Annotated in this window: 10 protein-coding genes; 5 read left to right on the forward strand and 5 right to left on the reverse strand. The window is 67.3% G+C overall.

Annotated elements, in window-relative coordinates:
• Positions 1 to 231: 231 nt before the first annotated feature.
• From gltB to M8859_RS13225, 3 genes are all read left to right on the forward strand, one after another.
• Positions 232 to 4920: a glutamate synthase large subunit gene (gltB, locus tag M8859_RS13215; protein ID WP_195069848.1), complete on the forward strand. Its 4689-nt coding sequence runs from the start codon at positions 232 to 234 to the stop codon at positions 4918 to 4920.
• Positions 4921 to 4973: 53 nt separating this feature from the next.
• On the forward strand, positions 4974 to 6443 hold the full coding sequence (locus tag M8859_RS13220; protein WP_159922325.1) for a glutamate synthase subunit beta: 1470 nt from the start codon (positions 4974 to 4976) through the stop codon (positions 6441 to 6443).
• A gap of 326 nt (positions 6444 to 6769) precedes the next feature.
• Positions 6770 to 7669, forward strand: a complete 900-nt coding sequence (locus tag M8859_RS13225) for a cutinase family protein (RefSeq protein ID WP_249644290.1) — start codon at positions 6770 to 6772, stop codon at positions 7667 to 7669.
• A 65-nt stretch (positions 7670 to 7734) separates the two neighbouring features.
• Here the strand turns inward: M8859_RS13225 and M8859_RS13230 are convergent, their stop codons facing one another.
• Positions 7735 to 8040: a hypothetical protein gene (locus M8859_RS13230; RefSeq protein WP_249644291.1), complete on the reverse strand. Its 306-nt coding sequence runs from the start codon at positions 8038 to 8040 to the stop codon at positions 7735 to 7737.
• Positions 8041 to 8155: 115 nt separating this feature from the next.
• The gene (locus M8859_RS13235) at positions 8156 to 8770 is read right to left on the reverse strand and encodes a histidine phosphatase family protein (protein WP_195069846.1); all 615 of its coding nucleotides are present in this window, start codon (positions 8768 to 8770) and stop codon (positions 8156 to 8158) included.
• Between the two features lie 87 nt (positions 8771 to 8857).
• Here M8859_RS13235 and M8859_RS13240 point away from each other — a divergent pair, with 87 nt between their 5' ends.
• Positions 8858 to 9436 carry a Uma2 family endonuclease gene (locus M8859_RS13240; RefSeq protein ID WP_159922333.1) on the forward strand — a complete coding sequence of 193 codons (579 nt, stop codon included), beginning with the start codon at positions 8858 to 8860 and terminating at the stop codon, positions 9434 to 9436.
• 154 nt (positions 9437 to 9590) lie between these two features.
• Here the strand turns inward: M8859_RS13240 and M8859_RS13245 are convergent, their stop codons facing one another.
• Positions 9591 to 9800 (reverse strand): hypothetical protein, encoded by a 210-nt coding sequence (locus M8859_RS13245; RefSeq protein ID WP_195069845.1) that lies wholly within the window; start codon positions 9798 to 9800, stop codon positions 9591 to 9593.
• Positions 9801 to 9901: 101 nt separating this feature from the next.
• Positions 9902 to 13225, reverse strand: coding sequence for a bifunctional lysylphosphatidylglycerol synthetase/lysine--tRNA ligase LysX (gene lysX, locus M8859_RS13250; RefSeq protein WP_195069844.1), 3324 nt, complete (start codon positions 13223 to 13225; stop codon positions 9902 to 9904).
• A gap of 304 nt (positions 13226 to 13529) precedes the next feature.
• On the opposite strand from lysX, the gene M8859_RS13255 reads away from it, so the two are divergent.
• Positions 13530 to 13748, forward strand: coding sequence for an RNA-binding S4 domain-containing protein (locus M8859_RS13255; RefSeq protein WP_159922339.1), 219 nt, complete (start codon positions 13530 to 13532; stop codon positions 13746 to 13748).
• A gap of 53 nt (positions 13749 to 13801) precedes the next feature.
• Here M8859_RS13255 and rraA read toward each other — a convergent pair whose 3' ends face one another.
• Positions 13802 to 14290, reverse strand: a complete 489-nt coding sequence (gene rraA / locus M8859_RS13260) for a ribonuclease E activity regulator RraA (RefSeq protein ID WP_195069843.1) — start codon at positions 14288 to 14290, stop codon at positions 13802 to 13804.
• Between the last annotated feature and the right edge of the window lie 150 nt (positions 14291 to 14440).

A 14440-nucleotide genomic window follows, 5' to 3' on the forward strand; every position in this document is an offset into this window, starting at 1 on the left:
GTGCTCAGCGTAGCGGGAGGGCACCTGCTCGGAGGTAAGGATCTTGTTAGGGATCCGTTACCGAAGGGCACCCACTACGTCACAGAAGCGGGTGGAAACAACTGCAGACCTGACTGCACGCCGAAGACCATCAGCGCGGCTGGCTTCGGAACGTACGGGCGCAGTCTTGTACGGAGGCGTTCGACGAAAGGCCGTTTTTCTTCGAAGGCCCACTTTCTTGAAGGCAGAGGCATGACGCAACTTCCTGGCCACCGGTCACCTGGACCCATGGGGCTCTACGACCCGGCGAACGAGCACGACGCCTGCGGCGTCGCATTCGTCGTCGACATGCACGGCCGCCGCAGCCGCGACATCGTCGACAAGGCTATTACGGCTCTGTTGAACCTGGAGCACCGTGGCGCCGCGGGCGCCGAGCCCAACAGTGGCGACGGCGCGGGCATCCTGATCCAGGTCCCCGACCGCTTCTTCCGCGCCATCGTGGATTTCGAGTTGCCTCCGGAGGGCTCCTACGCCACCGGTATCGCCTTCCTCCCGCAGGCCCGTCGCGAAGCCGCGCGCGCCGCCTACGGTGTGGAGAAGATCGTGAAGGAAGAGGGTCTCGAGGTTCTCGGCTGGCGTGAGGTGCCGATCGACGAGTCCTCGCTCGGCGCCCTGGCGCGCGACGCCATGCCGACCTTCCGGCAGATCTTCATCGCCTCGCCGAAGAACGCTTCCGATCCGCTGTCGGATATGGATCTGGAGCGCCGCGCCTATGTCGTGCGCAAGCGGGTCGAGCGCGAACTCGGGTCGGCCGGTGCGGGTGAGGGCGCGGTCGGCAGGGAGTCGGTCTACTTCCCGAGCCTGTCCGGGCAGACCTTCGTCTACAAGGGCATGTTCACCACGCCGCAGCTGCGCGCGTTCTACCTGGATCTGCAGGACTCCCGCGTGGAGAGCGCCCTGGGCATCGTGCACTCCCGGTTCTCCACCAACACCTTCCCCTCCTGGCCGCTGGCGCACCCGTTCCGCCGGGTGGCGCACAACGGTGAGATCAACACCGTCACCGGCAACGAGAACTGGATGCGCGCCCGCGAGGCGCTGCTGCGCAGCGATGTCTTCGGCGTCGACTCCGCGGGCAAGAACCGGCTGGAGAAGATCTTCCCCATCTGTACCCCGGGGGCGAGCGACACCGCCCGGTTCGACGAGGTGCTGGAACTGCTGCACCTGGGCGGCCGCAGCTTGCCCCATGCCGTGCTGATGATGATTCCCGAGGCATGGGAACGCAACGAGACCATGGATCCGCGGCAGCGGGCCTTCTACGAGTACCACTCGATGCTGATGGAGCCGTGGGACGGCCCCGCATCGGTGTGCTTCACCGACGGCACCGTCGTCGGCGCCGTGCTCGACCGCAACGGCCTGCGGCCCAGCCGCATCTGGGTGACCGACGACGGCTTGGTCGTGATGGCCTCCGAGGTCGGCGTGCTGGACATCGACCCGTCCAAGGTGGTCAAGAAGGCGCGTCTGCAGCCGGGCCGCATGTTCCTGGTCGACACCGCCCAGGGCCGCATCGTCGGCGACGACGAGGTCAAGTCCCAGCTCGCGGCCGAGCACCCGTACCAGGAGTGGCTGGACGCGGGTGTCTCCCGCCTCGCCGACCTGCCCGACCGCCCGCACGTGCACATGTCGCACGACCGCGTGCTGATCCGTCAGCAGATCTTCGGATACACCACCGAGGAGCTCAACCTGCTGATCTCGCCCATGGCCAAGACCGGCGGCGAAGCGCTCGGCTCGATGGGCACCGACACTCCGATCGCGGTGCTCTCGGCTCGCCCGCGCCTGCTGTTCGACTACTTCTCCCAGCTGTTCGCGCAGGTCACCAACCCGCCGCTGGACGCGATCCGGGAAGAGGTGGTCACCAGCCTCAAGCGCAACATCGGCCCGGAGGCCGACCTGCTGCACCCGGGGCCGGAGTCCTGCAACATGATCGCGCTGGAGCAGCCGATCCTGGACAACGACGAGCTGGCCAAACTCGTCCACATCAACGACGACGGATCGCACCCCGAGTTGCGCTCGGTGGTCGTGCGCGGCCTGTACCCGGTGAAGAAGGGTGGCAAGGGCCTGCGCAAGGCGCTGGAGGCGATCAACACCCAGGTGTCGGCCGCCATCGACGGCGGAGCGCGGATCATCGTGCTGTCCGACCGCGAGTCCAACGAGAAGCTGGCGCCGATCCCGTCGCTGCTGCTCACCTCCTCTGTGCACCACCACCTGGTGCGCGAGCGCACCCGCACCATGGTCGGCTTGGTCGTGGAGGCCGGTGACGCCCGCGAGGTGCACCACATGGCCACCCTGGTCGGCTTCGGCGCGGCCGCGATCAACCCGTACATGGCCTTCGAGACCATCGAGGACATGCTCGAGCGCGGCGCGCTGGAGATGCCGGGCAGCACCGGCGGGCAGGAGCGCAGCGACCAGGGGAGAAGTGCTGCCGATCTGCGCGCCGACTACCGCAAGGCGGTCGCGAACTTCAACAAGGCCGCGGGCAAGGGCGTGCTCAAGGTGATGTCCAAGATGGGCATCTCCACCCTGGCCTCCTACAACGGCGCCCAGCTGTTCCAAGTGATCGGCCTGTCGCAGGACCTGGTGGACGAGTACTTCACCGGTCTGCGCTCGCACCTGGACGGCATCGGCCTGGACGAGATCGCCGACGACGTCGCGCAGCGGCACCGGGTCGCCTTCTTGGAGAACCGCAACGAGCGCGCGCACCGCGAACTCGAGGTCGGCGGTGAGTACCAGTGGCGGCGCGAGGGCGAATACCACCTGTTCAACCCGGACACGGTGTTCAAGCTGCAGCACGCCACCCGGTCCGGTCAGTACTCGATCTTCAAGGAGTACACCAAGCTCGTCGACGACCAGTCCGAGCGGCTGGCCTCGCTGCGCGGTCTGTTCAAGTTCAAGCACCGGGCGCGCAACCCGATCCCGATCGAGGAGGTCGAGCCGGCTTCGGAGATCGTGAAGCGGTTCTCCACCGGCGCGATGAGCTACGGCTCCATCTCGGCCGAGGCGCACGAGACGCTGGCGATCGCGATGAACCGCCTCGGCGGCCGGTCGAACTCGGGTGAGGGCGGCGAGTCGCCGTCGCGCTTCGAGCCGGAGGAGAACGGCGACTGGCGGCGCAGCGCGATCAAGCAGGTGGCCTCCGGCCGCTTCGGCGTGACCGCGCACTACCTGACCAACTGCACCGACATCCAGATCAAGATGGCCCAGGGCGCGAAGCCCGGCGAGGGCGGGCAGCTTCCGGCGCACAAGGTGTATCCGTGGGTCGCCGAGGTGCGGCACTCGACGCCGGGTGTCGGCCTGATCTCGCCGCCGCCGCACCACGACATCTACTCGATCGAGGATCTGGCGCAGCTGATCCACGACCTGAAGAACGCCAACCCGCAGGCGCGCATCCATGTGAAGCTGGTCGCCGAGCCGGGCGTCGGCACCGTCGCGGCGGGCGTCTCCAAGGCGCACGCCGACGTCGTGCTGATCTCCGGTCACGACGGCGGCACCGGCGCCTCGCCGCTGACCTCACTGAAGCACGCGGGCGGTCCCTGGGAGCTCGGTCTGGCCGAGACCCAGCAGACGCTGCTGCTCAACGGGTTGCGCGACCGCATCGTCGTGCAGGTCGACGGCCAGATGAAGACCGGTCGCGACGTGATGATCGCCGCGCTGCTCGGCGCCGAGGAGTACGGTTTCGCCACCGCGCCGCTGGTGGTCTCGGGCTGCATCATGATGCGGGTCTGCCACCTGGACACCTGCCCGGTCGGCGTCGCGACGCAGAACCCGGTGCTGCGCGAGCGCTTTACCGGCAAGCCGGAATTCGTCGAGAACTTCTTCCTGTTCATCGCCGAAGAGGTCAGGGAGCTGCTGGCCCAGCTGGGCTTCCGCACGCTGGACGAGGCCATCGGCCGGGTCGACCTGCTCGACACCTCCAAGGCCAAGCAGCACTGGAAGGCCAGCAAGCTGGACCTGTCGCCGATCCTGGACGACGTCGAGACGGCGTTCATGTACCAGGACCGCCGCTGCACCAAGTCCCAGGACCACGGCCTGGACAAGGCGCTGGACCAGCAGCTGATCGTGCAGAGCCGCGACGCGCTGGAGCGTGGTCAGGCGGTGAAGTTCGAGACCAAGATCACGAATGTGAACCGCACCGTCGGCACCATGCTCGGGCACGAGGTGACCAAGCTCTACGGCGGCGCGGGCCTGCCCGACGACACCATCGACATCACCTTCACCGGGTCGGCGGGCAACAGCTTCGGCGCTTTCGTACCCGCGGGCATCACGCTGCGCGTGCAGGGTGACGCGAACGACTATGTCGGCAAGGGCCTTTCCGGCGGCCGGCTGGTGGTGCGCCCGTCGCTGGACGCGCCCGGCGAGTTCGCCTCGGAGCAGAACATCATCGCGGGCAACGTGATCCTGTTCGGCGCAACCAGCGGTCAGGTCTTCCTCAGCGGTGTGGTCGGCGAGCGGTTCGCCGTGCGCAACTCCGGCGCCACCGCGGTGGTCGAGGGTGTGGGCGACCACGGCTGTGAGTACATGACCGGTGGCCGGGTGGTCATCCTCGGCGAGACCGGACGTAACTTCGGCGCCGGTATGTCCGGCGGCGTGGCGTTCGTCTTCGACCCGAACGGTACCTTCGCCGCGAAGCTCAACCCCGAGCAGGCCGACGCCGTCGAGCAGCTGGCCGGTGACGACTTCACCTGGCTGCACGACATCATCACCCAGCATCGTGACCAGACGGGTTCCGCGGTGGCCGATCGCATCCTGAGCGATTGGTCGCAGCAGGTGAACCACTTCGTGAAGGTCATGCCGCGCGAATACAAGAAAGTTTTGCTCGCCATCTCCGAAGCTGAGAAGAGCGGCAAGGACGTGGACGAGGCGATTATGGAGGCCGCTCGTGGCTAAGGAAGTTCTAGAGATGACGTGGACGAGGCGCTGTGACCATTCGGGGGCCGCACGTGGCTGACCCCCAGGGTTTTCTGAAGCACACTGCACGGGAACTGCCCAAGCGGCGGCCGGTGCCGCTGCGCCTGATGGACTGGAAAGAGGTCTACGAGGAGAACTTCTCCCATCAGACCCTGCGCACCCAGGCCAGCCGGTGCATGGACTGCGGTATCCCGTTCTGTCACAACGGCTGTCCGTTGGGGAACCTGATCCCCGAGTGGAACGACTTGGTCTACAAGGACCACTGGCGCGAAGGCATCGACCGGCTGCACGCGACCAACAACTTCCCGGAGTTCACCGGGCGGTTGTGCCCCGCGCCGTGTGAGGCGTCCTGCGTGCTCGGTATCAACCAGGATCCGGTCACGATCAAGCAGGTCGAGGTCGAGATCATCGAGAACGCCTTCGACGAGGGCTGGGTGACCCCGGTCTACCCGACCCGCCTGACCGGCAAGAAGGTCGCCGTCGTCGGTTCCGGCCCGGCCGGTCTGGCCGCCGCGCAGCAGTTGACCCGCGCCGGGCACACCGTGACCGTGTTCGAGCGAGCCGACCGCATCGGAGGTCTGCTGCGCTACGGCATCCCGGAATTCAAGATGGAGAAGCGCTTCATCGACCGCCGTCTGGCGCAGATGGAGGCCGAGGGCACCATCTTCAAGACCGGCGTGAACGTGGGCGTGGACATCACCGCCGAGCAGCTGCGCGAGCGGTACGACGCGATCGTGCTCGCCGGTGGCGCCACCCTGGCGCGTGACCTGCCGATCCCGGGCCGCGACCTGGACGGTATCCACCAGGCCATGGAGTTCCTGCCCTGGGCCAACCGGGTGCAGCACGGCGACGACGTCACCGACGAGGAGGGGCTGCCGCCCATCCACGCGAAGGGCAAGAAGGTCGTCATCATCGGCGGAGGCGACACCGGCGCGGACTGCTTGGGCACCTCGCACCGGCAGGGCGCGGCGAGCGTGCACCAGTTCGAGATCATGCCGCGTCCGCCCGAGGAGCGGGCCGACTCGACCCCGTGGCCGACCTACCCACTGATGTACCGGGTTTCCTCGGCGCACGAGGAGGGCGGCGAGCGGGTGTTCTCGGTGAACACCGAGCGCTTCGTCGGCGCGGACGGTAAGGTGACCGGTCTGGACGCGCACGAGGTCAAGATGGTCAACGGCCGCTTCGAGAAGGTCGAGGGCACCGACTTCACCCTCGAGGCCGACCTGGTGCTGCTGGCCATGGGCTTCGTCGGTCCCGAGAAGCCGGGCCTGCTCACCGATCTCGGCGTCGGCTACGACCAGCGCGGCAACGTGCAGCGCGACAAGAACTGGGCGACCAACGTTCCCGGCGTCTTCGTCGCGGGTGACATGGGTCGCGGCCAGTCGCTCATCGTCTGGGCCATCGCCGAAGGCCGCGCCGCGGCCGCGGGCGTCGACCGGTACCTGGAAGGCGAGACCGCCCTTCCGGCGCCGATCACCCCCACCATGGTGGCTCAGCGCTAGATCCCCTCTCTTACCGGAGCGGAAACAAAGGCGCCTGTGGACAACTTGTCCGCAGGCGCCTTTTCGCGGTCGACCGCCGGTTTCGCCCGGTTGCCATCGGACCAGTGACGGGAATTCGACACACTGCGAGGTTCGAATGGCATTGCGGTGGTTGTGGCCCTATTGTTATCTCGGGCGCGTTGCTGATCTTGGGATGTGGGTAAGGGTGCACGTCATCCGTCCGGATGACTCGTGTTCACCTGGCGTGCACTGGAACGACATCCGGTGAGTTCAGCATTGACGCGGCAACTCGGCGGGAGTTCGACGAGGGCGAGGTTTGGAGCGGTATGCAGTGGAAGAAGATCGTCGCGGCTCTGGGCGCGTCCGCGACTGTGATGTCCGGCTTGGTTTTAGGCAGCGGTTCGGCGAGCGCCGCTCCCGGATGCCCGAGTCTGTACGTGGTGGCGATCCCCGGCACCTGGGAGACCGGGCGGGACAAGACCCCGCAGCCCGGCATGCTGTCCGGCGTCACGCGGGGCCTACCGTCCTCCGCAAAGGTCGACTACGTCACCTACGCCGCCACCGCCTTCCCCTGGGAGGGTGAGGTTTACGGCAACTCCAAGAAAGAGGCGGTCGACACCGCGCGCGGTCTGATCGCGAACATGGCGCAGGAGTGCGGCGCCACCAAGATCGCGCTGGTCGGCTACAGCCAGGGCGCGGACGCCGCCGGCGATCTCGCCGCCGAGCTCGGCACCGGTCTCGGTGTAGTGCCGCCCGACCGCGTCGCCGGTGTCGGCCTGATCTCCGATCCGCGCCGTTCGCCCACCGACATCCAGGTCGGCCCCGTCGCCGCGGGCGCGGGCGCGGGCGGTCCCCGGGTCGGCGGCTTCGGCTGGCTCAGCGACCGCACCCGCACCATCTGCGCGCTCAACGACCTCTACTGCGCGACCGCGACCGACGATTTCGTCACGCGGTTCGCAGGCTTCCTCGCCCAGGCGTCGGATGCCAACCCGGCCAATATGTGGCGCTACCAGATCGAGGCGGGCAACATTCTCGGCGACCTGATGACCTCGGGCGGTGTCCCGATCCTGCAGGCGCAGCTGACCGACTCGGCCAACCAGAAGCGCGCCAAGGACCTGGAGCGCTTCTACAAGTCGCAGGCGCACACCCTGTACGGTAGCTACCCCGTGGGCGGCGGCCAGACGGCCATCTCCTGGATGCACAACTGGATCGCGGGCATGGCCTGAGTCATCCGAAACCCAGGGCCCACCTCCGAGTTCGGAGGTGGGCCCTTTTCGATGTGGTCGACCGACTAGCTCGACCCGGTCGGCGGCAAATCGTGCCGGAAGTGTTTGATCACCGGACCATCAGGTCCCGGGCAGTCGCCCGGCCCGCGGCGCGGGCCGTCATGCCGTTCGTGGCGTTCGAAATGGCGGGGGCGACCATCGATCTCGGCGCCCTGCTGCGGCGCGTCCACCACGTGTACCTCGCCACGATCGACGGGGGTTTCAGCGGACGCGGTCGCCGCGAGGGCGGCGAGCGGGACGGCGATCAGCGCACCGGCGACGGTGACCCTGGTGAGACGCCGCAGCGGCGTAGCGGTTTTGGAGAGCGACATGGAATTCCTTTCTCTCGAACGGTGAGCCGCTGTTTCGCCAGCGGCTCACCGGTCCCATCGAAGGTTCCGTCACTGGGACACCGGTGCGATGGTCCTGGCAATCGGCTGTGAAAGCTCAGCGCGTCGCGATATTGCGCGGCAACAGGTCCCAGACATGCCCGTTCTCGTTGACGGTGGCGGCCGTGCGGCGTCCGGTGCGGGAGAACAGGATCCGGGTGATCGAGCAGTAGTCGACGGGAAAGGTCAGCGGCCTTTCCAACCCGAGGACCTCTTGCAGTAGCACGTTGACCACACCGCCGTGTGCGAAGGCGACGACCGTGTCGGCCGGATCGGCGGCCGCGACGATATCGGCGACGGCGGCGTGCACCCTGGCCTTGAACGCCGCACCGTCCACCTGCAGCGGGAGATGCCCGGCCTTGATCCGCTCATAGGCGTCGCGGAACTCGACCTTGGCATCCTCGATCGGAATGTAGGCGGGCAGATCGCGATCGTATTCGGCGAGATCGTCGACGATCTCGACGCCGAGTCCGAGTTTCGCGGCCGTCGGCGCCGCCGTTTCCCGAGCCCGCCGCTGCGGGCTGCTCACCACCCGGGAGACGCGATGATGACCGAGCGCCCCGGGCACCCGCTCGGCTTGCTCCAACCCCACCGGGGCCAACTCCGGATCGGCCGGCCCGCCCGAACTGAGCATCCGGACGGGCTGGGCGTGGCGAACGAGAATCAACTGCACCCGTCTCACTCTGCCGCATGCCCCTGACCTGTTCCATCCGGCCCTGTGGAGCCTGCGTCCGGCTCTGTCGGGTGACATACTCGGAACATGACCGTCGAGCCGTTTCCGCAGTGGCTGCGTCCGCCGCCGGGCGGATTCGTCGCCGAGGATCTCGATCGCCTGCCTGATCTTCCCCCCCACACGGAGCTGATCGACGGGAGTCTCGTTTTCGTGAGTCCGCAGGCGAAGTTTCACATGCTGGTCATCACCCTGCTCGACTCCGCGCTCCGTCATTTCGCTCCGGCTCACCTGCGGGTGCGGCGGGAGATGACGGTGACGCTCGGGCGGGATCAGCGTCCCGAACCCGACCTGCTGGTCATCCATGCTGACCGGGACGGCGGTCCGGAGCTCACTTCCTATCGAGCCGACGACGTCGTCTTGGCGGTCGAAGTCGTGTCGGCGGAATCGCGTACTCGGGATCGAGAGCGTAAGCCACAACTGTATGCCCGAGCGGGGATCGCGCATTTCTGGCGAGTCGAGAATGCAGAGGGCCGCCCGGTTGTCTATGCCTACGAACTGGATCCGGCCACGACGACATACGCGCTCACCGGCATCCACCACGATCGCCTGAAGCTGACCGTGCCGTTCGATATGGATATCGACCTCACCGAGATCGATCGGCTGTAAACCCGGTCGCCGGGCTCGGTCGGACGAGTACTCCGGCGGGACCGCCAACTCGGCGGTTCTTCGCTGCGGTATGGCACGCCGACTCTCGACATCCGGCTCACACTGCGCTGACGGCCCGGTTCGCGTCGTGCGAACGGGCCGTCGACGTCTGCCGCTACTGGTTCTTCTTGCGCTTGGTCAGCAGGTAGATGCCGCCGATGATCAGCGCGACCACCAGCAGGCAGCAGATCGCACCGAAGATCAACCCGCCCCTGCTGCTCTTCTTCTTTTTGGCGGCGAGGTCGAGCGCGGAGTTCCATGTGTCCGGGCTCGCCCACACGGTGTGGTCCAGCAGGCTCGCGTTCGTCAGCAGGTCAAGGTACATATCCGAACCCCTTAAGGTGTATCGGCCTCCTCCCGGAGCCGAATCTCCAAGGGTAGCCGTCCGATTCGCTCGATGAGAACTCTTCCATGGCGAAGGCTCGGTCAGCGTGGTTTTACCAACGGGAACGGCAAGGTCTCGCGAATGCTGCGTCCGGTGATCAGCATGACGATCCGGTCCACGCCCATACCGAGCCCACCGGTCGGCGGCATGGCGTGCTCGAGCGCCTGCAGGAAGTCCTCGTCGAGTTCCATGGCCTCCGGGTCCCCGTTGGCCGCCAGCAGTGACTGCTCGGTGAGCCTGCGTCGCTGGTCCACCGGGTCGGTGAGTTCGCTGTAGGCCGTACCGAGTTCGACGCCCCAGGCGACGAGGTCCCAGCGCTCGGCGACGCCGGGGATATTGCGATGCTGCCTGGTCAGCGGGGACACCGAGGTCGGGAAGTCGATGTAGAACGTCGGCTCCTCGGTGCGGGATTCGACCAGGTGCTCGTACATCTCCAGCACCACTTGGCCGGCGTCCCAGCCGTGCTGATAAGGCACTTCGGCCTGCTCACACAGTTCGCGCAACTCCTCGACCGTGGTCTGCGGCGTGATCTGCGCTCCGATCGCCTCCGACACCGCGCCGTGCACCGTCTGCACACGCCACTCGCCGGAGATGTCGACCTCCTCGAAGGTCCCGTTCCCATTGGGCCGCAAGGCCACCATCGCGCCGTTGGCGGCGATCGCGGCGTTCTGGATCAGCGTGCGGCAGGTGTGCATCATGCGCTCGTAGTCGCTGTGCGCCTCGTAGGCTTCGAGAATGGTGAACTCGGGGTTGTGGCTGAAGTCGACGCCCTCGTTGCGGAAGGTCCGCCCGATCTCGAACACCTTCTCCATACCGCCCACGCACAGCCGCTTCAGATAGAGCTCGGGCGCGATCCGTAGGTACAGGTCGAGGTCGTAGGCGTTGATGTGGGTGACGAACGGCGTGGCGTTGGCGCCACCGTGCACCTGTTGCAGGATCGGCGTCTCCACTTCCAGGTAACCCCAGGAGTTCAACGAGTCCCGCAGTGAGCGCACCACCGCGCTCCGCTTGGCCAGCACCTCGCGGATCTCGGTGTTGATCGCCATGTCGACGTAGCGCTGCCGCACCCTGGCCTCGGGATCGGCCAGCCCCTTCCACTTATCCGGCAGCGGGTGCAGGCACTTGCCCAGCATCCGCCAATCCGCCGCGAGCAGCGAGAGCTCACCACGCCTGCTGGTCCCGATCTGGCCGCTCACCTCGATCAGATCACCGAGATCGAAGAACTCGCCGAACTCGGCGCTGCGGTCGGCGCCGACCCGGTCGCGATCGATGACCAACTGGATGTCGTCGGTCCAGTCGCGGACCACCGCGAAGATCACGCCGCCGTAGTCGCGGATGCGCAGCAGCCTGCCGCAGACCCGGACCGTGGTGCCGCGCGGGGAACGCCGCGCGTCGGCGACGGTATGCGTCGGCGGATAGGCGACCGGGTAGGGATCTATACCGGAATCGGTGAGCCGCGTCAGTTTGTCCATGCGCACGCGGACCTGTTCGGGCCTGCGCGGCAACTGCTCCTCACCCTCGATCTCCGCGATGTCCGGCGGGCTGCCGTCGGCGTGCAGGCCCGTCACGGTCGCGGGCACGGCGGTGTGCACGCCGGTGTGCGTCGCGGTGTCGGGCTCTTTGCCGAGCCGCGGCAGGAAGCCCTCCGCCAAGGCGCTGGCCACCGCGACCCGCGGCAGCTGCCTGCGCTCTTCGAACAGGAAGAACCGGGGCACCCAGTGCGGCTGATACTTCACGTTCGAGCGATACAGCGCCTCGAGCTGCCACCAGCGCGAGAAGAACAGCAGCACGCCCCGCCACAAACGCAGCACGGGACCGGCCCCGATCTGGCCGCCCTCTTCGAACACCGAGCGGAACACGGCGAAGTTCAACGACACCTTGGTGATGCCGTACTGCTCGGAATTGAGCGCGAGCTGCGAGATCATCAGCTCCATCACGCCGTTGGGGCCGCCGGGGTCGCGGCGCATCAGCTCCAGCGAGGCGCCGGTGCGGCCCCACGGAACCAGCGACAGCATGCCGAGCACCCGGCCCTGCGGGTTGACCGCCTCGACCAGCAAGCAGTCGCCGTCCAGCGGATCGCCCAATCTGCCCAGCGCCATGGAGAACCCGCGCTCGGTCTCGGTATCGCGCCAGTGGTCCGCGCGGGTGATGATCCGGGGGAACTCCTCCGCCGGTATATCGCGGTGCCTGCGAATGCGCACCCCGACACCGTGTCTGCGCAGCCGGTTCGCGGCCTGACGCACCGGCTTCATCTCCGGACCGGCCAGCGAGAAGTTCCTGGTGTCCAGAATGGCTTCGTCGCCGAGGCGCAGCGCGGACAGACCCGCGCGCCGGTACGCCGTCGCACCGAGTTCGCTCGCTCCCATCACCGCGGGAGCCCACCCGAATCGATCCGCTTGCCGCAGCCAGGCGTCGATCGCCTGCGGCCACGCCTCGCGAATGCCGACCGGATCGCCGCCGGCCAGGCAGACACCCAGCTCCACACGGTAGGTCACCGCGGCCTTGCCGCTCGGGGCGAATACCACCGCCTTGTCCCGGCGTGTGGCGAAATAGCCGAGGGAATCCTCCACGTCCGAGCGCTCCAGCAATCCGCGGATCGCCGACTCGTCGGTGCCGGTCATCGCGTTCGCCGCCCGCTGCGAGCGCAGCAGGACGATCACCGCCGCCAGCAGCGCGGCGGCGCCGAACAGGCCGAGCAGGAAATTGACGAACGGCGGAGGATGCCCGTCGAAGTGCTCGTTGTCCGCCAGCACCGCCGCCGTCACGCGGTAGATCGCCCAACCCGGTCGCTGCACGCCCGGCGGGAGGCTGCCGGGGAACAATTCCACCAGGCCCCAGCCGAGCAGCGCGCCGCCCGCGAGACCACCGGCCAGCACGCCGAGCGCCTTCCACCCCGCGCCGCGGCGCACCTTGGTGTAGAACTCCGGCCATGCCGCGATCAGCACGCCGATGACGGCGAGGTGCACCACCATCGCCACCAGCGCGTGAATGCTGCCCCGCTCGGCGAAAGTGACGCCGTTGATCACCGCGTAGATGGCGAGATAACCGACCAGCAACCACCAGGCGATTCGTTTGCGGCTGGCGATCGCGCCCGCCGTCAGGCCGACGACCAGCGCCCACATCAGATTCGTGTCCGGCGCGTCGAAGTAATAGGTATCGATATAGTGGCGCGGCACGTGGGTCAGGAAACGCAGTCCGGGCGAGAGGCTCCACAAGAAGCACAGCACCGCGAATACACCGAGCGTCGACCCCGCGATATGCGGCACTTCCGAAAGGCGTCCGTGACCCCGGTGTGGAACCGGTGGAGTCGGTTTTTCCGCGGGTGGTCCGGTGTCGAGATGTTGCTGGGCTTGCGTGGAGGTCACGGAACCAGTGTGTACGTGAGTGTGTCAGATTTGCCAAGCCTGCGGCGCGCGTGTTTGTGCGGTGTTTGCGCGGGCGGGACTTCCTCGCGGCGTCTGCCCTGCCTGGGCGAGCCGAAGGCGAACTTTCCTGATTTCGCTGTGACCTGGGCGAATGAGTCGGCCAAATCGGCGTGAATTCGATCTGTGTGGTCGGGACGGTGGGATTTCCGTGCGGTGCGTGAGGTACGGCTCGAGTTGCCCGGAGATCGCCGCGGCTGTGGGGCGGTGTTCGGCGAGTTCGAATGGCGTAGTAAGTATTTAGTCCATGTCGGAACCAGTCGAAGTACCGATCGATGAGGACGTTATTCGGCTCGGCCAGTTTCTGAAGCTGGCCAACATGATCGAATCCGGTTCGGAGGCGAAGACGGTGATCGCCGCCGGATTGGTGCGGGTGAACGACGAGGTGGAACTGCGGCGCGGGCGCCAGCTGCACGTCGGTGACGTGGTCGCCCTCGCTGGGCACAAGGCCATCGTGTCCGCCTGAGCGCCCGGATGCTGGCGGCGGCCGGCGAAGACTCGGCGCGCCGCCGAACCGGCTCAGTCCTCGGCGCGCACGACGATGCCGTCGTGGTCGCTGTAGAGCATCTCGCCGGGCACGAAAGTGATCCCGCCGATCTCGACCGGCACATCGCGGTCACCACTACCGGTCTGCGTGCTCTTACGCGGATTGGTGCCCAGCGCCTTGATGCCGATGTCCAGGGTGCGCAGGATGGCGGAGTCGCGGACCGCGCCGTTGACGACGACGCCGGCCCAGCCGTTCTCGACGCCGCGCCCGGCGATGATGTCGCCGACCAGCGCCGTGTGCACGCTCGCACCGCCGTCGACCACCAGCACCTTGCCCTCGCCCGGCTCACCGAGCGTCTGCTTCACCAGCAGATTGTCCTGGAAGCAGCGGATGGTGGTGATGCATCCGGAGAACGCCGCACGCCCGCCGAACTGGATGAATTGCGTGTCGCAGCTGCGGATGTCCGGGCCGATCTCGTCGGCCAGGTCGGCGGTGGCGATTACATTCTGCGATTCGGTCACCGGGCTATTTTGCCGCGACTTCGTCACGGCGTGTTCGCGGCCCCTTCATGGCTCGCGTGCGAGCGACCGATGAGCCGGTGGACCGCCACAGATGGCTTCGGCGCCGTGCGGTGCGCGGAGTTGTCCTCGCGCGTCGTCGCTCGACGCGCG

It is taken from the genome of Nocardia sputi (assembly GCF_023501985.1).